The organism is Kitasatospora sp. NPDC101801, from assembly GCF_044766665.1.
In the GTDB taxonomy this organism is placed as follows: Bacteria; Actinomycetota; Actinomycetes; order Streptomycetales; family Streptomycetaceae; genus Kitasatospora.
This window is the reverse complement of the sequence record NZ_JBIWML010000010.1, coordinates 33,498-58,071: the sequence shown is the minus strand read 5'-3', so window position 1 is coordinate 58,071 and position 24,574 is coordinate 33,498. Positions and strand designations below refer to the sequence as shown.

At 73.3% G+C, this 24,574-nt stretch carries 20 protein-coding genes, 1 tRNA gene and 1 pseudogene; 3 read left to right on the top strand and 19 right to left on the bottom strand.

The window, feature by feature from the left end; all coding sequences use genetic code 11:
- Positions 1-85 precede the first annotated feature (85 nt).
- A complete protein-coding gene (locus ACIRPK_RS14865; RefSeq protein WP_403037973.1) occupies positions 86-337 on the bottom strand; it encodes a hypothetical protein in 252 nt (83 codons plus the stop codon).
- Between the two features lie 100 nt (positions 338-437).
- Between ACIRPK_RS14865 and ACIRPK_RS14860 the strand changes: the two genes are divergently transcribed.
- Together ACIRPK_RS14860 and ACIRPK_RS14855 are read left to right on the top strand one after the other, a co-directional pair.
- Complete coding sequence (locus tag ACIRPK_RS14860; RefSeq protein ID WP_403037971.1) at positions 438-1,106, top strand: helix-turn-helix domain-containing protein; 669 nt, start codon at positions 438-440, stop codon at positions 1,104-1,106.
- The gene (locus tag ACIRPK_RS14855) at positions 1,106-2,701 is read left to right on the top strand and encodes a tyrosine-type recombinase/integrase (RefSeq protein WP_403037969.1); all 1,596 of its coding nucleotides are present in this window, start codon (positions 1,106-1,108) and stop codon (positions 2,699-2,701) included. The genes ACIRPK_RS14860 and ACIRPK_RS14855 overlap by 1 nt, the downstream gene beginning before the upstream one ends.
- 130 nt (positions 2,702-2,831) lie before the next feature.
- Here ACIRPK_RS14855 and ACIRPK_RS14850 read toward each other — a convergent pair.
- From ACIRPK_RS14850 to bldG, 13 genes are all read right to left on the bottom strand, one after another.
- Positions 2,832-2,905 (bottom strand) — tRNA-Thr (locus ACIRPK_RS14850).
- A gap of 83 nt (positions 2,906-2,988) precedes the next feature.
- Positions 2,989-3,642, bottom strand: coding sequence for a leucine efflux protein LeuE (gene leuE, locus ACIRPK_RS14845; protein ID WP_403037966.1), 654 nt, complete (start codon positions 3,640-3,642; stop codon positions 2,989-2,991).
- 70 nt (positions 3,643-3,712) lie between these two features.
- Positions 3,713-5,299 carry an alpha/beta hydrolase gene (locus ACIRPK_RS14840; RefSeq protein WP_403037963.1) on the bottom strand — a complete coding sequence of 529 codons (1,587 nt, stop codon included), beginning with the start codon at positions 5,297-5,299 and terminating at the stop codon, positions 3,713-3,715.
- A gap of 81 nt (positions 5,300-5,380) precedes the next feature.
- Complete coding sequence (locus ACIRPK_RS14835) at positions 5,381-6,448, bottom strand: hypothetical protein (protein ID WP_403037961.1); 1,068 nt, start codon at positions 6,446-6,448, stop codon at positions 5,381-5,383.
- A 178-nt stretch (positions 6,449-6,626) separates the two neighbouring features.
- Positions 6,627-7,835, bottom strand: coding sequence for a DNA polymerase III subunit delta' (locus tag ACIRPK_RS14830; protein WP_403037958.1), 1,209 nt, complete (start codon positions 7,833-7,835; stop codon positions 6,627-6,629).
- Between the two features lie 285 nt (positions 7,836-8,120).
- Positions 8,121-11,204, bottom strand: a complete 3,084-nt coding sequence (tmk, locus tag ACIRPK_RS14825) for a dTMP kinase (protein WP_403037955.1) — start codon at positions 11,202-11,204, stop codon at positions 8,121-8,123.
- Between the two features lie 148 nt (positions 11,205-11,352).
- Positions 11,353-14,196 carry a type I DNA topoisomerase gene (topA, locus tag ACIRPK_RS14820; RefSeq protein ID WP_403037952.1) on the bottom strand — a complete coding sequence of 948 codons (2,844 nt, stop codon included), beginning with the start codon at positions 14,194-14,196 and terminating at the stop codon, positions 11,353-11,355.
- Between the two features lie 349 nt (positions 14,197-14,545).
- Positions 14,546-15,001: a DUF3592 domain-containing protein gene (locus ACIRPK_RS14815; protein ID WP_403037949.1), complete on the bottom strand. Its 456-nt coding sequence runs from the start codon at positions 14,999-15,001 to the stop codon at positions 14,546-14,548.
- A gap of 135 nt (positions 15,002-15,136) precedes the next feature.
- Positions 15,137-16,672: a methyltransferase gene (locus ACIRPK_RS14810; RefSeq protein WP_403037946.1), complete on the bottom strand. Its 1,536-nt coding sequence runs from the start codon at positions 16,670-16,672 to the stop codon at positions 15,137-15,139.
- Positions 16,673-16,703: 31 nt separating this feature from the next.
- Positions 16,704-17,408, bottom strand: coding sequence for a hypothetical protein (locus ACIRPK_RS14805; protein WP_403037944.1), 705 nt, complete (start codon positions 17,406-17,408; stop codon positions 16,704-16,706).
- A 42-nt stretch (positions 17,409-17,450) separates the two neighbouring features.
- The gene (locus ACIRPK_RS14800; RefSeq protein WP_403038288.1) at positions 17,451-17,819 is read right to left on the bottom strand and encodes a cyclophilin-like fold protein; all 369 of its coding nucleotides are present in this window, start codon (positions 17,817-17,819) and stop codon (positions 17,451-17,453) included.
- 120 nt (positions 17,820-17,939) lie between these two features.
- Entirely contained in the window at positions 17,940-18,368 is a 429-nt protein-coding gene (locus ACIRPK_RS14795; RefSeq protein WP_403037941.1) for an ATP-binding protein, read from the bottom strand.
- Positions 18,369-18,546: 178 nt separating this feature from the next.
- A complete protein-coding gene (bldG, locus tag ACIRPK_RS14790; protein ID WP_057232018.1) occupies positions 18,547-18,888 on the bottom strand; it encodes an anti-sigma factor antagonist BldG in 342 nt (113 codons plus the stop codon).
- Positions 18,889-19,109: 221 nt separating this feature from the next.
- Here bldG and ACIRPK_RS14785 point away from each other — a divergent pair, with 221 nt between their 5' ends.
- Positions 19,110-21,446, top strand: a complete 2,337-nt coding sequence (locus ACIRPK_RS14785) for a DEAD/DEAH box helicase (RefSeq protein WP_403037938.1) — start codon at positions 19,110-19,112, stop codon at positions 21,444-21,446.
- Positions 21,447-21,571: 125 nt separating this feature from the next.
- On the opposite strand, the pseudogene ACIRPK_RS14780 reads toward ACIRPK_RS14785, so the two are convergent.
- The 5 genes and pseudogenes from ACIRPK_RS14780 to ACIRPK_RS14760 all read right to left on the bottom strand — a co-directional run.
- Positions 21,572-22,048, bottom strand: a pseudogene (locus ACIRPK_RS14780) (Rv3654c family TadE-like protein); the annotation flags it as partial.
- A complete protein-coding gene (locus ACIRPK_RS14775; RefSeq protein ID WP_403037935.1) occupies positions 22,036-22,443 on the bottom strand; it encodes a TadE family type IV pilus minor pilin in 408 nt (135 codons plus the stop codon). The pseudogene ACIRPK_RS14780 and the gene ACIRPK_RS14775, both read right to left, overlap by 13 nt.
- Positions 22,433-22,711, bottom strand: coding sequence for a DUF4244 domain-containing protein (locus tag ACIRPK_RS14770; protein WP_403037932.1), 279 nt, complete (start codon positions 22,709-22,711; stop codon positions 22,433-22,435). The genes ACIRPK_RS14775 and ACIRPK_RS14770 overlap by 11 nt, the downstream gene beginning before the upstream one ends.
- 52 nt (positions 22,712-22,763) lie before the next feature.
- Positions 22,764-23,582 (bottom strand): type II secretion system F family protein, encoded by an 819-nt coding sequence (locus ACIRPK_RS14765; protein WP_403037929.1) that lies wholly within the window; start codon positions 23,580-23,582, stop codon positions 22,764-22,766.
- The gene (locus ACIRPK_RS14760; RefSeq protein ID WP_403037926.1) at positions 23,579-24,574 is read right to left on the bottom strand and encodes a type II secretion system F family protein; all 996 of its coding nucleotides are present in this window, start codon (positions 24,572-24,574) and stop codon (positions 23,579-23,581) included. Before ACIRPK_RS14760 ends, ACIRPK_RS14765 begins: the two co-directional genes overlap by 4 nt.

The following is a 24,574-nucleotide window of genomic DNA, read 5'->3' as shown; positions in this document are numbered from 1 at the left end:
CCTACGCACACGTGCCGAGAAGATCCACTCCAGGTGGGCAAGTACGCCCACGGCAGACAGGCTTGTCGAACGGGCTCTCGCCACGTCAAGCTGCATCAGCCACCACACCTCCCCCGGCCGTCGCGTCGATGCCGAGCAGCCGCAGGAGATCCGCTGTGATCACCCGGTACTTCTTGCCCAGGCGCAGGACGCGGCAGGGGTAGGCGCCGAGGCGGGCCAGCTCGTAGCCCTTGCTACGACCCAGTCCGATGGCGCGGTTCGCGGTGTCGAGGTCGATGGCCGCCGGCAGCGCGAGCAGCTCGGCCCGCCCCATTCCCTGCACCGTGGCCGACGTCATGTCAGTTCGCACATGAACTCCAAATCCAATATCTCCCCGGCATGGGGGCACGGCGGGGTGCCGTTGCGAAGAAGAGCTTGGCAGTCGCTAGTGTGTCGATATGACACACGGCCGATATGCAGACTGGTCCGACGACGATGAGGACGCCCTTGACTGGCACCACCAGATCACCAAGGACGTGATCGAATCCATCACCCGAAGGAGGAAAGACCTGGAGATGACCGCGCAGGAGCTGGCCGACGAAACCCGAATCCTTGGCCACGAGGTGCCCAGGAACGTCATCGCGAACTGGGAGTCCGGGAGACGAAAGACGATCACGATCCCAGAGCTCATCGTCGCCGCTGAAGCCCTGGAGGTCGCGCCTGCCGACCTGCTCTTTTCTCCTGCCCTCGGCGGCCACATCAGCTACCTGCCCGGGCGGAAAGTCGACCGATGGTCGGCCTTCAGCCGCTTCACCGGAGAGAACCGGCACTACCCCGGCTATTTCGATCTCTACCTCCTCCGCGAGCACGACCGAATCTGGCAGGAGCTCCAGCGCGAACACCATGAGGCGTTCCAGCTGGAATTCAAGTTCGACCGGAAGAGCTGGCCACCCGGATCCGAGGAGAAGCGCACCGCGTTCGTCGATGCCATCCGAGTTCGGCTTCATCCCGTCAGGGCAAGAATGCGCGAGCTGGGCGAAGAGGTACCCGACCTCGCGCCGAGCCTCCAATTCCTGGACGCCGAACTCCCCCCGCTCAAAACCGATTTCGACCTGGAGGACGAATAATGAAGGGCTCCACCTACCACCGCTGCTACTGCCGCGACGCCGAGACCGGAAAGCCGCTCGGCAAGGCGTGTCCGAAGCTCGGCAGCCGGAAGCACGGCGCCTACTCCATACGCCAGGAGCTGCCCAACGCCGAGGACGGCACCCGCCGTTCGTTCAACCGCGCCGGCTACGAGACGCTGAAGGAGGCGCAGGTCGACCTCGACCATGTTCGCGGCCTGCTCGCCCTCGGCAAGGAGGATCCGGACGACCTGGCCCTGGTCGCCGAGCTGCTGGTGAAGGTCGCCGATGAGAAGGCCCAGCTGCCCGACATCGAGGAGACCCGCAACCGCCTGAAGGCCGGTCAGGACCTCTCCTCCCGCGTCACCGTCGGCGAGTGGCTCGACACCTGGCTGGCCGGCAAGAAGATCCGCAAGTCCGGGATCACCCGCTACGAGTGTGACGTGCGGGTCCACCTCAAGCCCCGCATCGGGCACATCCGCGTCGACCGGCTGCGGGTGAGCACGCTCGCCGAGATGTTCACGGCCATCGCCGACGCCAACGAGGAGATCCTGGAGAACAATGCCCTACGGCACGCGCTGAAGGCCGAACTCGCCACGGTGCCGATCAAGGGCGTGGAGAACCGCGCCCGCCGCAAGGCTCTGCGCGCCGAACTCGCCGAGATGCCACCCTTCCGGCGAACGACCGGCGCGGCCACCCGCCAGCGCATCCGGGCCACGCTCCGGACCGCCCTGAACGCCGCCATCCCCGAGGGCCTGATCACCCTCAACCCGGCCGCCCACGTCAAGCTCGACCCGGCCACCAAGCCGAAAGGTCTGGTGTGGACACCCGAGCGGGTCGCCCAGTGGCGGGAGACCGGCGTGAAGCCCTCCCCCGTGATGGTCTGGACGCCGCAACAGACCGGCGCGTTCCTCGATTTCGTCGCGGACGACCGCCTGTACGCGATGTGGCACGTGATCGCCTTCCGTGGCCTTCGCCGAGGCGAGGCGTGCGGGCAGCTGTGGTCCGAGACCAACCTCGACGACAACTCGCTGACCGTGACGACCCAGCTCGTGCAGGACGGCTGGGAGGTCGAGGAGTCCGACCCCAAGACCGACGGGAGCTTCCGAACCGTGGCGCTGGACGACGACACGGTGGCCGTCCTGCGGCGCCACCGCGAGCGGCAGCAGAAGGAGCGGAACGACTGGGGGCCTGCCTGGAAGAACACCGGCCGGGTCTTCACCAACGAGGACGGGTCCTGGCTCCACCCCGGCAAGGTCACCGAGATGTTCGCGCGACTGATCGCCGCATCCGGGCTGCCGCCGATCCGCCTGCACGACCTCCGCCACGGCGCGGCCACGCTCGCCCTCGCCGGCGGGGTCGACATGAAGGTGGTGTCCGAGATGCTCGGTCACTCCTCCATCAAGATCACGTCGGACACCTACACCAGCGTCCTGCCCGAGATCGCCAAGGGTGCGGCCGAGGCCGCCGCGAAGCTCGTCCCCCTCCAGCGGAAGGCCGAAGCCGAGACTCGCGCCAAGGCTGCGGCCGAAGCCGAGAAGGCCAAGCGGAAGGCCGCGAAGAAGGCGAAGTCCAAGGCCAAGAAGGCCAAGGGCTAACCCAAGATCAACACCGCCGCTCACGCATCGCTCACGCAAGCGATCTTGTAGCGCGTCGCTGACGCCTGCCCGCAGGTCAAGGAACGGCAAAAGGCCCAGGTCATGGGCTATATGACCTGGGCCTTTACTGAGCCGCCTGCGGGATTCGAACCCGCGACCTACGCATTACGAGTGCGTTGCTCTGGCCAACTGAGCTAAGGCGGCACCGCTGTCTCCGGCAAGATGATCACGCCGTCGGCAACGCGTGCCAGTCTACACGGTGCGCACCGGTGGTCCGCACCGGCGTTTCAGGCGGAGGAGACGGCCAGCTTGGCGGCGAAGCCGGCGAACAGGACCGCGACGCCGCTGGTGAGGCCCGCCGAGAGGCGCTTGCGGCGGCGGAAGGCGGTGGACAGGGTGGTGCCCGCGAAGATCAGCAGCGAGAGGTAGAGCACGCTGAAGGTCTGCAGGATGCCGCCGAGCAGGGCGAAGGAGAGCACCGGCTGCCCGTACGCCGGGTCGACGAACTGGGTGAAGAAGGACAGCAGGAACAGGATCGCCTTGGGGTTGAGCAGGCTGATCACCAGGGCCCGCCGGAACGGGCGCTCGGTCGCGGTCGCGGTCGGGGCCTCGGCGGCCTCGGCGGCGGTGGCGTGCCGTTCGTTCCAGAGCTGGCGGGCTGCCCGGAGCATGCCGAAGCCGATCCAGAGCAGGTAGGCCGCGCCGCCGAACTTCACCACGGCGAACACCGCCGGGTTGGCCTTCAGCAGCGAGGAGGCGCCGAGGGCGGTCAGGCTTATCAGGGTGAAGTCGCCGACGAACACGCCGGCGGCGGCCGCGTAGCCGGTACGGATGCCCTTGCGGGCGGCGACCGAGAGCACGTAGAGCGAGTTGGGACCGGGCAGCAGGACGATGACCAGGGCGCCGAGGACGTACGTCGCCAGGTCGTTGACTCCGAGCACGAAGCATTCCTTCGGCGGTGGGTGCAGGTGGGCAGACATCGTACCTACCGGGCCGAAGATCGTACTTCCATTACTTCGCGCAGCTGGTCCCCGCCGCCGGGGCGTCGCCGCCGAGCAGGTAGCGGTTGACCGCGCCGTCGACGCAGGTGTTGTGGCGCCCGTACGCGGTGTGGCCGTCGCCGTCGTAGCTGAGCAGCCGGCCGGACTCCAGCTGGCCGGCCAGGGACCGGGCCCAGGCGTACGGGGTGGCCGGGTCGCGGGTGGTGCCGACCACCACGATCGGGGCGGCCCCGGCGGCCCGGACGGTGTGCGCGGCCCCGGTCGGCTTGACCGGCCAGTACGCGCAGGCCAGCGCCATCCAGGCCATGTCCCGCCCGAAGTGCCTGGATGCCTGCTCGAACTCCGGCACCGCCGCCGCGGCCTCCGCCGGGGAGGCGAACGGGGCGGGCAGGTCGAGGCAGTTCACGGCCATGTTGGCGTACATCAGGTTGGGGTAGCTGCCGTCCGCGCCCCGGTCGTAGTACTGGTCGGAGAGCTTGAGCAGCGCCGTGCCGTCGCCCGCCTTGGCGGTGGTCAGCGCGGTGCGCAGCTGCGGCCAGAGGAACTCCGCGTACATCGCGTGGATCACGCCGGTGGTGGCCTGGGCCTCGGTCAGCTTCCGGCTCGACTCGGTGGGCAGCGCGGCGCCGTCGATCCGCTTGAAGAGGGCGTCCAGCTGCTGGTCGATCTGCTGCTCGTCGCCGCCGAGCGGGCAGTCGTCGCGCTTGGCACAGTCCTTGGCGAAGGCGGTCCAGGCCACGTCGAAGCCGCCGGCCTGGGTCTTGTTGCCCGCGCGGGCGTCCAGCGACGGGTCCATCGCGCCGTCCAGCACCATCCGGCCGACCCGGGACGGGAACAGGCCCGCGTAGGTGGTGCCGAGGAAGGTGCCGTAGGACTTGCCCAGGTAGCTGAGCTTCTGGTCGCCGAGCAGGGCCCGGAGCACGTCCAGGTCGCGAGCCGACTCGACGGTGCTGACGTGGCCGAGGAAGGCGCCCGAGCGCTGCTTGCAGCCCGCCGCGAACTCCTGGTCCACCGCCACCAGGGCGTCGATCTCCGACGGGTCGTCAGGGGTGATGTCGGCGGCGGTGTACGCGTCCATCCGGTCGCCGCTCAGACAGGTCACCGGCGAGCTCCGGCCCACCCCGCGCGGGTCCAGGCCGACCAGGTCGTACGCTCCCCGGACCTCCGGGTCGTAGCCCTTGGCGACGCCCTCGACGTACTCGACGGCCGACCCGCCCGGGCCACCGGGGTTGAGCAGCAGCGAGCCCAGCCGGGGCTTGCCGCCGGTGGCGCGCTTGCGGGCCGCGGTCAGCACCAGGTCGCCGCCGGCCGGGGCCGCGTAGTCCAGCGGCACCTTGAAGGTGGTGCACTCGAACTCGCCGTCGCAGCTCTTCCAGTCGAGCTTCTGCGCGTAGTACGGAGCCAGCGCGGCCGGGATCTCGGCGGGCAGCGGCTCCAGCGGGGTGACCCCGGCGGCCGGGGCCACCGGCGCGTGGTCCGAGGACGGCGCGGAGGAGACGGTCTGACCGGGCGTCGAGCCGCCGGAGGTACAGGCCCCGAGCAGCAGCGCGGCGGCCAAGGCGGCGGGCACGAGGCGGGACGGCCGGACAGCTCGCATGGGGGCTTCTCTCTGCGCTCGGTACCAAGGGTGCGTCGAGCGTAGCGGCCCGGCTTGGTCCAGCCGGTACGGATCAAGGTCTCAGCCGGTGCGGGTCAGGCTCTCGGCCAGGTACTGGGCCGCCACCCGGACCAGCCGCAGCCGCTCCCGGTCCGGCGCGAAGTCCTGCACCACGTCGGAGATCCGGACGTTCGCCTTGGCGGCCCGGCCGCCGCCGTCGTGCAGGGCGGTCTGCAGCTTGCGGGCCGTGGCCAGCCCGTCCGCGTCGTTCTTCGCGGCCGCCAGCAGCAGCTTGGCGGCGGTCCCCTCCGGGGCCTCGGCCCCGGTGCCCGCCAGCGCGGTGGCGTCGTACCGGCCGGAGACGGCGGCCGCCGCTCCGTACAGGTCGGGCCGGGAGAGCCCGGCGGCGGCCGCGCAGGCCGCGCCGCCCTCGATGCCCAGCACGCCCCAACTGCCGGGCCCTGCCGGGAGGGTGCGGAACGCGGCGGCCACCGCCGTGCGCAGCGCCTGGTCGTCGGCGATCGCCTGTGGGGCGGCGGCGACCAGCTCGCAGGGGTGCTCGGTGCCGTTCGGCGCCTCGGGCGCGACCACCACGAACGGCCGGGCCCGGCCCAGCTTCACCGCCGAGGCGATGCCCTCGAAGACGTCCGGCACCTCGGCGTCGGCGGTCCGCCGGGCGGTGCCCGCGTGCAGCACCACCACCGGGAACCTGGCCTGCTGGTCGGCCTTGTACCGCTCCGGCAGCCAGACCCGTACGGTACGCGGCCGCCCGTCCGGACCGGCCACCGCGCCCTCCAGCAGCTCACCCCCGGCCGGCTTGCCGATCACGTCGAACCGGGTGACCACCGGCGGGAGTTCGGGCGAGGGACTGGCCAGCGGCGGAGCCGCCGGACGCTCGGCCGGCACGGCGGCGGCCCGGGCCGGGTGAGCGCCCCGGCCGTCCAGCGCGACCGCCACGGTGAGCGCGGTCACACACATCCCGCACAGTACCGCGCCACCCGCGCGGATCAGCAACGGGCGTTGCTCGGCGACGAGTTCGTACGTCTGCGCGGACTTCAGGTCGCGCCAGCGCACCAGCGCGGCCCGGATCAGCCAGAAGCCGACGGCCAGGGCCAGCACCAGCGGGACGACCAGGAGCGGACGGGGCATGGGACGCACCACCTCGGGAGACCGAACGCGAACGGCCCGGCCTTCGGGGCCGCAGACCACGGTGTACTCGGTCCACAGCGTGCAAGACGGAACGGCGGACGGTCGCGCGGCTCCCGGGGCGGGTGCCGGATTCACTCGAAGGAAGGAGGTGACGCAGCGTCAACTGCCGCCCCGCAGGTCAGCCCGCGCGGAGCGCCACCGTCATCGCCTCGACCGCCAGCAGCGGATCGACGTTCCGGTCCAGCGCGCGGCGGCAGGCCAGCACCGCCTCGATCCGGCGCAGCGTGTTCTCCGCCGTGCTCTGACCGGCCACCCGGCCGAGCGCCTGCCGCTGGTCCTCGTTGGCGAGCGCGCCGCCCGCGCCGAACTGGAGCGCCAGCACGTCCCGGTAGAAGCCGAGCAGGTCGAGCAGCGCGACGCCGAGCGTCTCCCGCCTGGTCCGGGTGGCCCGACTCTTCTGCCGCTTCTCCAGGTCCTTGACCGCGCCGGCCATCCCGCGCGGCGCCCGGCTGCCCTCGGTCGCGCCGTACGCGGCCCGCAGATCACCGGTCTCCTTGGCGTCCTGGGTCTCGGCGAGCGCCTCGGCGTCGGCCTTCGCGGTGTCCACCAGCCGCTGCGCGGCAGCCAGGCAGCCACCGATGTCGGCCACCTCCAACGGGATCCGCAGCACGTCCAGCCGCCGGGCCCTGGCCTGGTCGTCCACCGCCAGCCGCCGGGCCCGGTCCACGTCGCCCTGACCGGCCAGCGCGGCCACCCGGGCGGTCTCCGGCTCCACCCCGTCCCGGCGCACCAGCATGTCCGCCACCGCCTCGGCGGCGGGCGTCCGCAGCACCAGCAGCCGGCAGCGCGACCGGATGGTGGGCAGCACGTCCTGCACCGAGGGCGCGCAGAGCAGCCAGACCGTCCGCGGGGACGGCTCCTCCACCCCCTTGAGCAGCGCGTTGGCCGCCGACTCGGTCAGGCGGTGCGCGGCGTCCACCAGGATCACCGACCAGCGGCCGCCGGTCGGGTAGCTGGACGCGCGCATCACCAGCTCGCGCATGTCACCCACACCGATGGACAGCCCGTCCGTCCGGACGTACTTCACGTCGGCGTGGCTGCCCGCGAGCACCGTGTGGCAGCCGTCGCAGAAACCGCAGCCCGGGACGCCGCCCAGGTCGAGATCCGGGCTGGTGCACTGGAGCGCCGCCGCGAACGCCCGCGCGGCGGTGACCTGGCCCGCCCCCGGAGGGCCGGTGAACAGCCAGGCGTGCGTCATCAGCGAAGCGTTCCCCGCCGGGACCCCCGCCGACCGGCCCGCCACCACCGTCGCGCGGGCCGCCCCGGCGGCCGCCGTCAGCTGCTCGACCACCCGATCCTGGCCGACCAGGTCGTCCCACACACTCACGCCGCACTCCCACCACTCGTCCCGGCCCGAGCCTAACCCCGCCGACAGACACCCAGCCGACGCCGATCTTCTGGCCGGTGCTCAGCCCGCTATGGAGTCAGGGGCTCGGGGAACTGCGACGCCGACCTCGTTCAAGGTGATCCGTCCGTGCGTGGTCAGGCACTTTCGCAGTGACCCGAACGCCAGATCTCCTCGCAGTTCCCCGAGCCCCTGGGTAGTAGACCGCTGAGCACCTGCCTACAGCGCAGCCCCCGGACCGTAGACGGCTGAGCACCTGCCGAAGGCTCAGCTGCGGCGCTTCCGCGGCTTCTCGTCCGGCCCCGGCTCGTCCGTCTGCCACTGGGCCCACTCCTCGCGGGAGCCCAGCAGGGTGTCCGTCAGGCTCGGCAGGTCGTCCATCGGGGTCTCCTCCGCCCAGGCCGGCCGCGGCCGCGGTTCGACCACCGGCATCTCCCGGGTGGACTCGACCGGCGACTCCGGAGCCTTGGCCGCCTTCGGGGCCTTCGGCGCCTCGTCCCGGAACAGCCCCGGGGGCACCTTGTCCGCCACCGGGTCGGCCGTCGGCTCGATCTTCGGCAGGACCGCCGTCTCGTCCGCCGCCGGCACCGTGGGCAGCACCGCCGTCTCGTCGGCCGGCACCGGCTTCCGGATCTCCCTGGTGCTCTCGTCGGCGCCCGGCGCCGACAGCTCCATCGTCGTGGTGCTCTCCGAAGCCGAGGCCGACCCCGCCACCGCGGCCGCCGCAGCCGCCGCCGCGACCCGCGCCGCCTCCGCCCGCTGCAACGCCTCCTCCGCCCGGCGCCGCTGCTCGGCCCGCTGGAGCTCGCGCTGCCGGTGCAGCTCCTCCTGGGCCGCCGCCTCGGCGGCCAGCCGCTCCCGCTCGGCCAGCTCGACCTTGAGCCGCTCCGCCTCCTCGGCAGCCCGGACCGCCGCCAGCTCGGCCTGCCGGGCCGCCTCGGCCTCGGCCAGCACCCGGGCCTCCTCCGCCGCCTTGGCGGCGGCCTCGGTGGCCAGCCGCTCGGCCTCCACCCGGGCCAGCCGGTCCTTCTCGGCCTGCTCGGCGCGGAGCTCCTCCAGCAGTTCCAGCCGCTTGCGCTCGGCCTCCTCGGCCTCGGCCTTCAGCCGGGCCGCCTCGGCGGCGCGCCGGGCGGCTTCCTCACGGGCCAGCCGGTCCTGCTCGACCTGAGCGGCCTTCTCCTGCGAGGAGAGCGGCAGCTCGCGGTCCAGCCGGTGCCGGACGGCGGTGGTGACGGCGGCGGCGGTCTGACTGCCGTCCACCACCAGGTAGCGCGCGGGGTCGGCCGCGGCCAGCGCGAGGAACCCGGCGCGCACCCGGGCGTGGAACTCGGTCGGCTCGGACTCCAGCCGGTCGAGCGCCTCGGTGAAGCGCTCGCGCGCCGCCTCCGGCGCAACGTCCAGCACCACGGTCAGGTCGGGGACCAGCCCGCCGGTGGCCCAGCGCGAGATCCGGGCCACCTCGGTGGCGGCCAGGTCGCGGCCGGCGCCCTGGTAGGCGATCGAGGAGTCCATGTACCGGTCGGTGATCACCACCGCACCGCGTTCCAGCGCGGGGCGGATCACGTTCTCGACGTGCTCGGCCCGGTCGGCCGCGTAGATCAGGGCCTCGGCCCGGTGCGAGAGCCCGGTGTTGCCGACGTCCAGCACCAGCGCGCGCAGCCGCTGCCCGATCGGGCTGCCGCCGGGCTCGCGGGTGACCACGACCTCGTGGCCCTTGCTGCGGATCCACTCGGCCAGCGCGTTCGCCTGGGTGGACTTGCCGGCGCCGTCGCCGCCCTCCAGGGCGATGAAGAAGCCGGTCCCGCCGACCCGGTGCGGCGCCACCGCGTCGGTGCCCCGGAGGACACGGATCAGCTCGCGGCCGAACGGGACGTCGCCCCGCTGGTCGTCGGTCTTCAGCAGCACCACGGCGGCCAGCACCAGGGTGAGAAGCCCGGCCGTGCCGATCGCCAGCGCGGCGCCGTCGTGGATGAAGGTGAAGCTCCCGGTGGTGGCCCGGCCGAAGGCGACCTCGCCGTACCCGGCGGCCAGCAGCGGCATCAGCACCACCGAGGTACCGACCACCACCCGCAGCACCGCGTACAGGTGCTCGGTGACCCGGGGCAGCCGGAGCTCCTCCACCTCCTGGGCGAGCAGCGTCCGGGCGGTGCCAATCACCACGCCGGCGGCCACTCCGGCGAGCGTGGTGAGCAGCAGCACCAGGACGAAGTCCAGCACCAGGCCGGCCAGGATCAGCGCCACGCCCTCGCTGATCAGGGCGAGCGCCAGCAGGCGGCGGCGGGACAGCGAGGGGAGCAGCGGACGGGTGATCCGGACACCGATCGCGGGGGCACCGGCGGCGGCCAGCACCACCAGGCCGAAGCCGATCGGACCGGCCCGGTGGTCCACGGCGGTCAGCAGGCCGAGCACCGAGACGCCCGCCATCGCCGCGTAGGCGGCGGCGACCGAGAAGGTGAAGTACGGGGCCGAGCCGGTCCGGCCCTTGCGCAGCGCCGGGCCCGGAGTGGCGTCGGTCGGGGCCCGCAGACCCTGCAACGGGGAGCGCGGCCCGCCGAAGGCGCCGGTCGGCAACTCCTGAAGGTAGGTCAGCACCGCCGAGGCGGCGAGCAGCAGGGCGGCGCCGACACCGGCGGTGGTGAACTGATGCGTCCTCAGCCAGTCCGAACCGAGCGCCGCGAAGACGTTGTTGAGCAGGGTCAGCCCGACCAGCAGTGCCCCGGCCAGCGGCACGGTGGCCCAGCCGGTGCGCTGGTCGACGGCCCGGACCGTCTCCAGATTCGAGGCGGACGGCTGCTGCTCCCCCTGCGGGGCGTACGGGTCGGCGGCGGGCAGCAGGCCGGGCACGGCCGCGTCCTTGGCCACCGACCAGATCCGCTCGGCCGCACCGGTCAGGAAGGCGGTGCCGAGCAGCACCCAGCAGGCCGAACCGGTCGACCAGCCGAGCCACCAGGGCGCCAGACCGATCAGAACCGCGCGGAAAACGTCGGCGCCGAGCATCGTCCAGCGCCGGTCCAGTCGCCCGCCGAACAGACTGTGCACCGGCCCGAGCAGCGCCGCGCCGAACACCAGGGTGGCCAGCAGCCGGGCCGCCAGTACGGCGGCGACCGCCAGCGCCTGGCCCCGGTAGCCGTACCCGAACTGGCCGCCGACCAGCGCCGCGACCCAGGTCAGGCCGATCAGCACCAGCAGACCGAGCCGGTCGCCGGCACCGCCGACGAGCTGGGTCACCCAGAGCCGCCGGTACGGGCGCAGCCGCAGCAGCGCCCTGGCCCGCTCACCGGGTGTCCCGGCCGGCCGCACCTGGGACAGGTCGGCGGTGCTCGTCGGGGTGGGCTGCTCCTCGCTCGTCATACCGTCAGCGTAGCGGTCGACGCCTGCGGCCAAAGGGGGGAAGGCCCTCCGGATGCCCGGTCATGACGGGGTTGTGACACACCGGGGGCCCGTGCCGTGGCACGGGCCCCCGGTTCCGACCGGCCGACCCAGCGGTCCGCCGACCGGGTCAGCTCTCGTCCGGAGCCGCCGTCTTCTTCGCCGCGACCTTCTTGGCGGCGGTCTTCTTGACCGTGGTCGCCTTCTTGGCCGTGGTGGTCTTCTTCGCGGCGGTCTTCTTGGCGGTCGCCGTCTTGGCCGGTGCGGCCTTCTTGGCCGGGGCCTTCTTCGCCACGGCCTTCTTCTTCACCGGTCCACGGGCCCGCTTCTCGGCCAGCAGCTCGTAGCCGCGCTCGGGCGTGATGGTCTCGACGTCGTCGTCCTTGCGGAGCGTCGCGTTCGTCTCGCCATCGGTCACGTACGGTCCGAAACGACCGTCCTTGACCACCACCGGTCGCTCGCTGACCGGGTCGTTGCCGAGCTCCTTGAGCGGCGGCGCGGCGGCGGCCCGCCCGCGCTGCTTGGGCTGGGCGTAGATGGCCAGGGCCTCCTCGAGGGTGACCGTGAACATCTGCTCCTCGTCGGTCAGCGACCGCGAGTCGGTGCCCTTCTTGAGGTACGGGCCGTACCGGCCGTTCTGCGCGGTGATCTCCACGCCCTCGGCGTCGGTGCCGACCACCCGGGGCAGCGAGAGCAGCCGCAGCGCGTCCGCCAGCGTGACGGTGTCCAGCGACATCGTCTTGAGGAGGGACGCGGTGCGCGGCTTGACCGCGTTCTTGCCGGTCTTCGGGGTGCCCTCGGGCAGGATCTCGGTGACGTACGGGCCGTACCGGCCGTCCTTGGCCACCAGCTGGTTGCCGGACTCCGGGTCCTGGCCCAGCTCGAAGTCGCCGCTGGGCTTGGCCAGCAGCTCCTCGGCCAGCTCGACGGTCAGCTCGTCCGGCGGCATCTCGTCCGGCACGTCGGCGCGCTGGCCGGGCTCGCCCTCGACCTGGGACGCCTTCTCCACGTACGGGCCGTACCGGCCCACCCGCAGGGTGATCTCGTCGTTGAGCGGGAAGGAGCTGATCTCCCGGGCGTCGATCGCGCCGAGGTCGGTGACCAGTTCCTTCAGGCCGCCGAGGTGGTCGCCGTCGCCGTTGCCGGCCTCGGCCGCGCCGCCCTCGGCCGCACCCTCGACGCCGCCGAAGTAGAACCGCTTGAGCCACGGCACGGACTGCGCCTCACCGGCGGCGATCCGGTCGAGGTCGTCCTCCATCCGGGCGGTGAAGTCGTAGTCGACCAGCCGGCCGAAGTGCTTCTCCAGCAGGTTCACCACGGCGAACGACAGGAAGGACGGGACGAGCGCGGTGCCCTTCTTGAAGACGTACTTCCGGTTGATGATCGTGTCGATGATCGACGCGTACGTCGACGGACGGCCGATCTCCCGGTCCTCCAGCTCCTTGACCAGCGAGGCCTCGGTGTACCGGGCCGGCGGCTTGGTGGAGTGGCCTTCGGGGTTGAGCTGCTCGGCGGCCAGCGGGTCGCCCTCGGTGACCTGGGGCAGCCGGCGCTCGCGGTCGTCCAGCTCGGCGTTCGGGTCGTCGGCGCCCTCGACGTACGCCTTCAGGAAGCCGTGGAAGGTGATGATCTTGCCGGAGGCGGAAAACTCCACGTCCTGACCGGTGGCGGCCCGGCCGCCGACCTTGACCGTCACCGACTGGCCGACCGCGTCCTTCATCTGGGAGGCGACGGTGCGCATCCAGATCAGCTCGTAGAGCCGGAACTCGTCGCTGCTCAGCCCGGTCTCGGCCGGGGTGCGGAAGCGGTCACCGGAGGGCCGGATGGCCTCGTGCGCCTCCTGGGCGTTCTTGACCTTGCTGGCGTAGGTGCGCGGCGCGTCCGGCAGGTAGTCGGCCCCGTAGAGCTGGGTGACCTGGACCCGGGCGGCGGTGATCGCGGTCTCCGACAGCGTGGTGGAGTCGGTACGCATATAGGTGATGAAGCCGTTCTCGTACAGCTTCTGGGCGACCTGCATGGTCCGCTTGGCACCGAAGCCCAGCTTGCGGCTGGCCTCCTGCTGGAGCGTGGTGGTGCGGAACGGGGCGTACGGCGAACGGCGGTACGGCTTGGACTCGACGCTGCGGACGCTGAACGCGGTCTGCTCCAGGGCGGCGGCCAGCGCGCGGGCGGCCGTCTCGTCCAGGTGCAGGGTGCTGGCGCTCTTGATCCTGCCGTCCGAGCCGAAGTCCCGGCCGCTGGCGATCCGCTTGCCGTCCACGGTGGACAGCCGGGCGCCGAAGCTCTCCGGGTTCGCCGCGTCGGCGGCCGTCCGGCCGGTGCCGAAGGTGCCGGTCAGGTCCCAGTACGAGGCGGTGCGGAAGGCGATCCGCTCCCGCTCGCGCTCGACCACCAGGCGGGTCGCGACGGACTGCACCCGGCCGGCCGAGAGCTTCGGCATGACCTTCTTCCACAGCACCGGCGAGACCTCGTAGCCGTACAGGCGGTCGAGGATGCGGCGGGTCTCCTGGGCGTCCACCAGGCGCTGGTTCAGCTCGCGCGGGTTGGCGACGGCCTCCTGGATGGCGGCCTTGGTGATCTCGTGGAAGACCATCCGCTTGACCGGCACCTTGGGCTTGAGCACTTCCTGCAGGTGCCACGCGATGGCCTCGCCCTCGCGGTCCTCATCGGTGGCGAGGAAGAGCTCGTCGGACTCCTTGAGCAGGGCCTTGAGCTTGGAGACCTGGGACTTCTTGTCCGCGTTCACCACGTAGATCGGGGCGAAGTCGTGGTCGACGTCGACACCCAGCCGGCGGACCTCGCCGGTGTACTGGTCGGGGACCTCGGCGGCCGTGCCGGGCAGGTCGCGGATGTGCCCGACGCTGGCCTCGACGATGTAGCCGGGGCCAAGGTAGCCCTTGATCGTCTTCGCCTTGGCCGGCGACTCGACAATGACGAGTCGCTTGCCGTGCGCGGTCTCGCTGCTCGGGGACACCTTCGCTCTTCTCTCCCGGTCGTTATGTCTGCTGGCGGCGCGGCCGTGGACCGGTGGCGTTCGACCCGCCCCCGACCCTCGTCTACTGCTCGTGGTCCTCGCCCGAGGCTGCCACTGTGCGACGGCCCCACCAGCGGAGTGTGACCGTACCCTGGCCACCCTTGTCAAACGAACGGATCGCACTTTTTCACCGGCAAGGCCGACCGACGCCACTCGAACGGTAACCCGATGATGCGTGTTCGTGCCGCGCGGACGGGATTCCGGGGTGTCCCGGGGGCGGATTCAGGTCCTCCCCGACCGGTCGGCCGAGTGGCGCCGGCCCGACCGCCCGACCTGCCCTGGCCAGCCTCTAACGGGCCAGGACGGTGCCGAGCAGGCTCAGCCCGCCGGCCAGCGCGCTGGTGCCGAGCAGCGCCCAGAACACGTCACCGGGCACCGCCGAGGCGGCGTCCGGCGCGGCCAGCACCACGCGGCCCGGCCGCTCTGCGTCGTATGCGACCGGAACGGTCACGCCCGGCCGAAACCGGGCCGGCCGGCGCAGCGGGGTGTGCCCGCGCGGCCTGGCCAGCATCGCGCCGCCGTCCTCGGTCGGGAAGGACAGCAGCGGCGCACTGTCCAGCTCACCGGAGGTGTCCCCGTAGGACTCGCCGTACGGATCGCGGTCGGCGATCACCCGCGCGATGGCGGGGACGCCGTGCCGGCGCAGGTGGTGGCGAAGGCGCAGTTCGACGGCGCTCCAGAGCAACAGGGCGCCACCGAAGCACGTGAGCACCACCCCTGCGGCCACCGCCGTCGGCGTCTCCATCGCGCTCCCCCGCCCGTTCCGCTGTCCACAGCCTGTGGACAGCGAGCGTGGCAGGCTGCGGCCAACCCACGGCCGCCACCGGGAGTACACCGGGCAACCGCGAGATGAACCGGACCGGACCGGCCGACCGGCCGACTACCCGACCGGCTCGATGAAGCCCTGCTCGGTCAGCATCCGCAGCGACTCCGGCACCCGGTCCCGCAGCACCACCCGGTCCTCACCGAGCAGTTGGGCGATCGCGTCGACGATCTCGCCGGCCGCCAGGGTGCCGTCGCAGACGCCGACGAAACCGGCGCCGACGGTGTCCACCTTGGTGGCCCGCCGCATGCCCCGGTTGTGACGGAGGATCACGTGCTCGGGGTCCTCCGCGCCGGGCGCGCCGATCTGCTCCTGCACCACCTCGTCGGCCAGTTGGTAACGGGTCGCCAGCAGTGCGGCGTCGTCGTGCGTCCGGAGGAAGTCCTGCCGGGCGAACCAGCTCTCGATGTGCGGGCCGAGCGGCTGCTCGACGGTGTGCGGCCACTCCTCGATCCGGACCGTCGGTTCGGCCGAGCCGCCCGCCCGCAGGGTGATCCAGCCGAAGCCGATGCCCTCGACCTTCGCGGCCTCGAAGGCGTCCAGCCACTCGCCGTACCTGGCCTGGTAGTCCGGCCCGGGGCCTCGGTGGTCGCCACCGTCGCGCAGCCACAACTCGGCGTACTGCGCCACGTCCTGGACCTCGCGCTGGACCACCCAGGCGTCCAGTCCGGTGCCGGCCACCCAGCCGGCCAGCCGGTCCTGCCAGTCCTCGCCCCTGACGTGCTGCCAGTTGGCGAGCAGGTGGCAGTAGCCGCCCGGCTCCAGGTGCGCGGCGGCGCCCCGGACGATGCTGCGGCAGAGTTCGTCGCCGGCCATCCCGCCGTCCCGGTAGACGAACCGGCTGCCGGGCGAGATCACGAACGGCGGGTTCGAGACGATCAGGTCGAACCTCTGCCCCCCGACCGGCTCGAACAGGCTGCCCTCCGCGGTGTCGAACTCCGCGAAGCCGGACAGCGCCAGGGTCAGCGCGGTGAAGTGCAGCGCGCGCGGGTTGAGGTCGGTCGCGGTGACGTACCCGCCGTGCCGCGCGGCGTGCAGCGCCTGCACGCCCGAACCGGAACCGAGGTCCAGCACCCGGCGCGCCGCCCGCCGGACGGCCAGGTTGGCCAAGGTGGTGGAGGCGCCGCCGACACCGAGCACCAGGTCCTTCCTGGCCACCCCGTGCGCGGCCTCCCCGGCCCCGATACCGCCGGCGCCACCGACCGCGCAGCCGAGGTCGGACACCACCCAGGCGTCCGCACTGGACATCCCGGCCACCTCGTTGGCGTACGGGCGGACGTCCACGGTGGCCCGCACCGCGTCGGCACCGTCCCGGACCAGCCAACGGTCCGTCAGGCAGCTCTCGACCGGCAGCGCGGCGGCGGCCGCCGCGTACGGCACCGGCTGCTGGAGCAGGAAGAGCCGCACCAGCGTCTCCAGCGGGGTGCCACCGGTGGTGGCCCGCAGCGCGGGCACCGCCTCGCTCCTGGCCAGCGCGGCGTACCCGGTGGACCCGAGCAGGTCGAGGCAGCCGTCGGCGGTGTACGAGGCGGCGAGCAGCGCCTCGCGCAGCTCGGCGAGACGGGCGTGGTCAAGGACTGGGCTGTTGGTCACCCGCCCATTGTCGCGCGGTGGCCGGGCCGGTTCAGCCGCTGGCGCCCGGCGACGGGGACGCGGGCGGAGTGCCGCCCGCACCGGCGGCGGGGGTGGCGGCGGGCGTCGCGGCGGGAGCGTTCGGATCGGCGGCCGGGGACGCCGCCGTGGATCCGGACGGGCTCGGCAAGGTCTTCGCGGCGGGCTTGCAGCCCGGCTGCTTGGCCATGGCGGTGCCGAGCCCGCCGCTCTGGAGCTTGTTGAGCCCTGCGGTGGACTGCTGCGCGAGGCGCTGCACCTGGTCGCCGACGCTGCGCAGGGCGTCCGCGAACTTCGCCTGCTCGGTGGTGGGCAGTGCGGTGAGCTTCTGCTGCGCGTCCAGGTAACCCTGGGCGGCCTTCTTCAGCTCGTCGGCCGCGCCCTGCTGGGCCGCCGCCCCGCCGTCGACCTTCGGCTCGCCAGCCTTGGAGATCGCCTCGGCCAGCTGCTGGTTGGTGGCGGCCAGCACCCCGAGGTCGGCCGCCAGCCGCTGCTGCAGCTCGGTCGGCTGCTCACCGGGCAGCACCTTGTCGGTGTCGGCGAGGGCGGTCCGGGACTGCGCGATCGGGCTCTGCGCGGAGTCGCAGACCTTCTTGGCCCAGGAGTCGAGCGCGGCGGTGTCGTTGCCGCCGCCGCACCCGACCGCGCCCACCGCCAGCAGCAGACCGAGCGCGGGGGCGGCCCACAGCCGCTTTTCGAGCATCACGTCAGGCTTCACGGTGCCGAACCTACACGGCGCCGCAGGGCGCCCGGCAGGGGATCAGGCCCGCTCGACCCGGATCGGGTCCCCGGGCCGGACGGTGCGCAGCACCTCGGGATCGCCGTCCAGCGCACCGAGCAGGTCGCACGGGCTCGCCGGCCGGCACTCGTCGCCGCGCGAGACCGGGGTCGGGCCGTAGGGGAGCGCGAGGCTGTACCCGTCGGTCCAGAACGCCACCGTGCCCGGCTCGACCACCTGCCGGGCGTCGTCCTCGCGGGCCACCGAGACCGGGGTGCCGAAGTAGACCTCCTCGCCCCAGGTGCTCGCGGTGGAGCCGACCGGCAGGGCGGCCCAGAGGGCCTCCGAGGTGGGCGTCGAACGCAGGGTGGCGGTGGCCTGACCGGCCGGCCACAGGATGCGGATGCGCAGGGGGAAGGTGTCCCTCTCTCGAACCGAAACCGATCGCGCCCGAGAGCAGGGAACCGCCTGCTTCAACAATCTGTCAATATTTCGGCCCGGACCAGGACCAGAGCAAGTCCGGTTCAGCGCCTAGAGGTCCACCGACTCCGGCGGAACGCCCCAGCTCATCCGGATCAGGCCGCCGTTGGCCCCGGAGGTCACCTCGACGTCCTCGACCAGCGCGGTGATCACCGCGAGCCCGAGCGCGTCCTCGGCGTCCTCGCCCATCTCCTCGGCGGTGGAGCCGAGCGGCGGCAGACCGGCCGGGCCGGCCTCGTCCTCCACCTCGATGAGGAAACGCTTCTCCTGGTCGGTCAGCGCAACCCGTACCGCGCCGCCCTGCACGCCGCCCCGTTGATGCAGGCTCACCGCACGGGAGCACGCTTCGCCGACGGCGAGCCGCACCTCGTCCAGCACCGACTCATCGACTCCGGCGCGCCTCGCCACCGCCACGGCCACGAGTCTGGCCGTCCGGACATGCTCGGGAAGTGCGCTGAACCGAAGTTCGACCGTTGCCATCGTCTTCCCCTCCGGGATACAAGCCTCGGGCTCGCGCGGGCTGGCAGAAGCGCCGCCGGGGCAGTGCCCACCACTCACCACCGGCGGGGCCGAGGCCCCGCCGGTGGGCGAGCGGATGAGCTCAGGTGAGAGCGTCAGGAGCCGACGCGGTCGCCCGCACCGGCCCGTTGACGACTGGTCAGTCGGTGGCGGCGACCGCGTCGTCCACCGAGGTGTGAATCGGGAAGACCTTGGTCAGACCCGTGATCCGGAAGATCTTCAGAATGCGCTCCTGGTTGCACACCAGGCGCAGCGAACCCTCATGCGCACGAACTCGCTTGAGGCCGCCCACCAGGACACCCAGACCGGTCGAGTCCAGGAAGTCAACGCCTTCCATGTCGACGACCAGGTGGTAGTTGCCCTCGTTGACGAGCTCGACCAGCTGCTCGCGCAGCTTGGGGGCGGTGTACACATCAATCTCGCCGCCTACCTCGACGACCGTACGGTCGCCGACAGTGCGGGTCGACAGGGACAGGTCCACGGAACCTCCAGCACCTTGCCTTGCTACGTCATTGCGATCCTCGGCCGGACGGCCGTCACCGCGTTGGTCGCAGGCCGGGCACGGCACGGCCGTGGTTGTTGAGCCCCGGCGGTGCGACCCTCGGCCATGCGGCCGTCACGGCTTCATTCAACCACTTGCGACCATGCCCGCACGATGGCTTGGCGCGATTCTCCGTCACGCCGGTGACACACTGGGTCCTCATGCCGCCCCGTCACCACCAGCCCGAGGCCCTGCTCGCCGCCCTGTCCGCCAGCCGGGGCCGGGCCGACCGCCTCACCCATACGGAGCATCTGGCAGCCCGTCAGGCCCGCTACGCGCCCTGGCCGGACGGAATCCGTCCGGAGATCGTGGCATCCGCGCAGGCCCTGGGCATCGAAGAACCCTGGGCACATCAGGCCGAGGCCATGAAATTGGCCAAATCCGGCCAAACTGTGGTGCTGGCCACAGGGACCGCCTCGGGCAAGTCGCTCGGCTACCTCGCGCCGGTGCTCAGCGAACTGCTGGACGGCACCGAGGCCCGTAACGGCCGGGGCGCCACCGCGCTCTACCTGGCCCCGACCAAGGCGCTGGCCGCCGACCAGCGCCGCCGGGCCGCCGAGCTGGCCCCGCAGCGCGTCCGGGCGGCCCTCTACGACGGCGACACCCCGCCCCAGGAGCGCGAGTGGGTCCGCCAGTACGCCTCGTACGTGCTGACCAACCCGGACATGCTGCACCGGGGCATCCTGCCGGCCCACCCGCGCTGGGCGTCCTTCCTGAAAACGCTGAAGTACGTGGTGATCGACGAATGCCACAGCTACCGGGGCGTGTTCGGTTCGCACGTGGCCCAGGTGCTGCGGCGGCTGCGGCGGGTCTGCGAACGGTACGGCTCCTCGCCCACCTTCCTGCTGGCCTCGGCCACCACCGCCGACCCGGCGGCCACCGCCCAGCGGCTGACCGGGCTGCCCGCCGTCGCGGTGACCGAGGACGCCTCACCGCGCGGGCCGCTGGTGTTCGCGCTCTGGGAGCCGCCGCTCACCGAGAACGTCGGCGAACAGGGCGCCCCGGTCCGCCGGACCGCGACCGCCGAGGCCGCCTACCTGCTCACCGAACTGGTCGAACGGGGCACCCGCACGGTGGTCTTCGTCCGCTCCCGCCGCTCGGCCGAACTGGTCGCCCTGCAGGCCCAGGACCAGCTCGGCTCCCCGCTGGCCGCCCGGGTCGCCGCCTACCGGGGCGGCTACCTGCCCGAGGAGCGCCGGGCGCTGGAGCGCGACCTGCACTCCGGTCGGCTGCTCGGTCTCGCCTCCACCTCCGCGCTGGAACTCGGAGTCGACGTGTCGGGCCTGGACGCCGTCCTGATGGCCGGCTACCCCGGCACCAGGGCCTCGCTCTGGCAGCAGGCCGGCCGGGCCGGGCGGGAGGCCCAGGGCGCGCTGGCGGTGCTGATCGCCCGGGACGACCCGCTGGACACCTACCTGGTGCACCACCCGGAGGCGCTGTTCGCCACCCCGGTCGAGGCCACCGTGCTGGACCCGGACAACCCGCACATCCTGGCCCCGCACCTGTGCGCGGCCGCCGCCGAACTCCCGCTCACCGAGGCCGACCTGCCGCTCTTCGGACCCTCCACCGGGCAACTGCTGACCGTGCTCGAACAGCGCGGCCTGCTCCGGCAGCGGACCAAGGGCTCCTGGTACTGGACCCGCCGGGAACGGGCCGTCGACGCGGTGGACCTGCGGGGCAGCGGCGGCAGCCCGGTGCAGATCGTCGAGGGCTCGACCGGCCGGCTGCTCGGCACCGTGGACGCGGCCGCCGCCCACACCACCGTGCACACCGGCGCGGTGCACCTGCACCAGGGCCGCAGCTACCTGGTGCACGACCTCGACCTGGAGAGCTCGGTGGCCCTGGTCGAACCCGCCGAACCGCCCTACACCACCGCCGCCAGGGACCTCACCTCCATCTCGGTGCTGGCCACCGACACCACGGTGGAGTGGGGCGAGGCCCGGCTCAGCTTCGGCTCGGTCGAGGTGGTCAACCAGGTGGTCGGATACCTGCGGAAACGGATCTCCACCGGCGAGGTGCTCGGCGAGAGCAAGCTCGACCTGCCGCCCAGGACGCTGCGCACCCGGGCGGTCTGGTGGTCCGTCACCGAGGACCAACTGCTCGACGCCACCATCCCGTTCGACCAGTTGCCCGGGGCGGCACACGCGGCGGAGCACGCCTCGATCGGCCTGCTCCCGCTGTTCGCCACCTGCGACCGCTGGGACATCGGCGGGGTCTCGGTGCCGCTGCACCCGGACACCGGGCTGCCGACGGTCTTCGTGTACGACGGCCACTCCGGTGGCGCCGGCTTCGCCGAACGGGGCTTTCGGGGTGCGGAGCAGTGGCTGACCGCGACCAGGGACGCGATCGCCGCCTGCGAGTGCGAGCGGGGCTGCCCGTCCTGCGTCCAGTCGCCCAAGTGCGGCAACGGGAACGACCCGCTGGACAAGGCGGCGGCGGTACGGCTGCTGGACGTGCTGCTGGCGGGTGCCCCGGGACGGTCGGCCGGGAGCGCCTGACGGCCCGTCCGAGCGCCCCGGTGGCCCGCCGCCGCCACCGGGTCGCCGTCGCCCCAGGCCCAGACCGGCCCCGCCCGGGAGCGGGCCCTGGCCGGGCCGACCGGCACGGGCAGGCCGGTCACCGGCACCTCCACCACCACGTCCACCGCGTCGATGCCCTCCCGCACCGTGCAGCTGACCAGGCGGGCCCGGTGCTCGCCGGCGATCCGGGCGGCCCGGCCGCAGCCACCGTCCTGATCCAGCATCAGGTGACCGGCGGCGGCCAGCGCCGCCAAGTCGGCGGCCGACTCCGCCCGGTGCCGGGCCGCCACCGCCGCGCCGAACGCGAGGCAGACCGCGAACAGCACGCAACCGAGCATCCCGAACGAGACCAGCCAGATCGTCGCCGAGCCCAGGTCGCGCGGCGACCGGGAACCCCCACCGGGCCTGAGACCGACCGGCACATGGTGGGCGGATGAAGCCGTGGCGTCGGGGTGCGTGGCTCGGCGGTGCCGAGGAGGGAGGCCGTACGGAGCATCGGCGACCGACGAGAAGCCGTTGAGGTGCGGGCCCCGGCGTCGCGACGCCGCCCACCATGTGCCGGTCGGTCTCAGGCCGGCCATCGTCCACCTCCGCCGGTCGAACCGATCACGTCCTCCCGCGCGGCCGCCGCCTCGGCGTGCAGCCGTACCGACAGGGCCCCGCCGAGCCGCCCGGGTGCCGGGCTCGGTGCCTCGACGGTGACCCGGACGGTGTCACCGCCCGTCGCGACGCTCACCCTGGCCCCGGCCGGGGCGGCGGCCCGGGCCAGCGCGGCGGCGTTGCCGTCGCCACGGGCGGCGGCCCTGGCACCGACCCGGGCCGCGTCCACGCAGCGGATCTGGGCGGCGGCCGTGACCACGCCCCAGACCAGCAGCGTGCACAGCAGCACCAGCGCCGGGAGGGCCACCGCCGTCTCCGCCGTGACGAACCCGCGCTCCCGGCCGCGCACGGGCCCTGACGCCCGGTCAGACCGCATGGAGCGCCCGGTTGAGCAGCTCACTGAGCGCGCCGGAGACCACCCCGCTGGTCACCACCTTGTAGAGCAGCGCCGCGAACGCGCAGGCCGCGACCGTCCCGACGGCGTACTCCGCCGTCGTCATGCCCGCATCGGCCCGGGCGTCGCCCAACCGGCGGGCCCGGACGGTCAGCCAGTCGACCCGGCGGCGCAGCAACCCCCGGATCCGGCCGACCGGACCGGCCGGGCGAGGTGCAGCGAGACGGACTCGCGCAACGTGAACAGTCATCAGAGACTCCTTGTCGGCACTCAGCAACCGGACTTGAACGAGGACCGAGCGGTCAGACCCGCTCGGCGAACAGCGCCGTCAGCCCCATCACCACCGGCACCACGCCGATCAGGACGAAGGCGGGCAGGAAGCAGACCCCCAGCGGCGCGGTGGCCAGCACCCCCGCCCGGCGCACCCGGGCGTGGGCGGCCCGGCCGGCGGCGGCCCGCTGGGCGTGCGCCAGGCCGACCAACGGAGCCATCGGCGGCGAACCGCTGACGCTCGTCCGGACCAGGCAGCGGGCCAGCGGGGCGAGCGGCGGGCAGTCGGCACCGAGTCGGTCCCAACAGACCTCCGGCGGTGCGCCGAGCGCCAACTCGGCCGCGACCCCGGCCAGTCGGTCACTCATCGGCTGATCCACGCTGTCCGCCACCGCGGCCGCCGCGGCGGCGGGCGACGAGCTGGCACCCAGGCAGGCCGCCAGCAGCTCGGCAGCCAGCGGCAGTTGGCGGGTCAGCCGCTCCTGCTCCAGGGCCGCCCGGCGGGCGCTCGGCGACCGTATCCTCGGCAGCCAGCGCCGGGCCGCCAGGCCGACCAGCAGCCCCACCACCAGCCCGGCCGGGCCACCGACCAGCACCGCCGCCCCGGCCCCGGCCGCCGCCGGGACGGCCCGGTCAAGCAGCACCTCCCGGGTCACCCCACGGGCCCGCAGCGCCCGCCCGATCCGCCCGGCCCGGCGCCGCCGACGCCGGGCGAACGGCCGCCCGAGCGATCCGCCCCAGCGCCTGACCCGGCGCCGGACCGTCCGCCGCCGGACCACCTTCAGCAGCTCGACCCCGACGCCCGCCACCACCGGCCCGGCCAGCAGCCCGAGCAGCAACTCCCGTCTCACCACGCCACCTCCGCCCGCACCGCCGACGCCTCCGCCCCCACCCAGCGGTCCTGCGGCGGAGCCCCGGCACGCGTCCTGGACAGCCCGCAGCCGCCACTCCGCAGGCCCCCCGGCTCCGGCGGCGCGTCCTCCGCCGCCCTGACGATCCGGGCCGTCCAGGCCAGCCCGGCCGCCTCCAGCAGCGCCCCGGCCGCCAGACAGGCCAACCCGGCCGGCGTGTGCAGCAGAATCCGTACGGGCTCCGCGCCGAGCGCGGCCCCGAGCAGCAGGCCGACCAGCGGCAGGGCGGCCAGCACCGCGACGGTGGTCCTCGGCCCGGCGAGTTCGCTCTCGATCTCCTCGGCCAGGGCCCGCTCCGCGCGCAGGGCGTCGGCGAGTTGGTCCAGCCCGGGGGCCAGGCCGGTGCCGCTCTCGGCGGTGATCCGCCAGCAGGCGGCCACCGCCGCCGCGCCCCGACCGCCGGGCAGCTCGGCGACCGACCGCAGCGCCGCCGGTACGTCCGCGCCGTAGCGGCCCGCCGCGAGCCGGGCCGAGGACTCGGCCCCGAGCCCCTCGGTCAGACCGGACGCCCGGCCCAGCACCGAGTGCAGCGCCTGCGGCGGCGTCGCTCCGCTCCGCAGTTCGGCGGCCAACCCGGCGCACAGCTCGACCACGGCGGCGGCCCGCCGTCGTGCCTCCGCCGCCCGTCGCCGCCGGCTGCGCCAGCGCCGGACCGGCAGCACCGCCAGGGCGGCCAGCAGCGGCGGCACCGGCGAGCTGCTGAGCTGACCGGCCAGCAACCCGGCCGGGAGCAGCAGGAGTTCCGGCACCAGCCAGCCCGGCCGGCCCGTCCCGAGCACGGCCCAGCGGCTCGGCGGCCCGCTCCGCACCGGACCGTCGAGCAGCGCACCGGCCCGGCGCACCGTCCGGGCGTGCCGTCGGCGGCGGAACGCCAGCCCGGCGGTCAGCCCGACCGCTCCGGCCGCGATCACCAGCAGTTGATCGATCGTCAT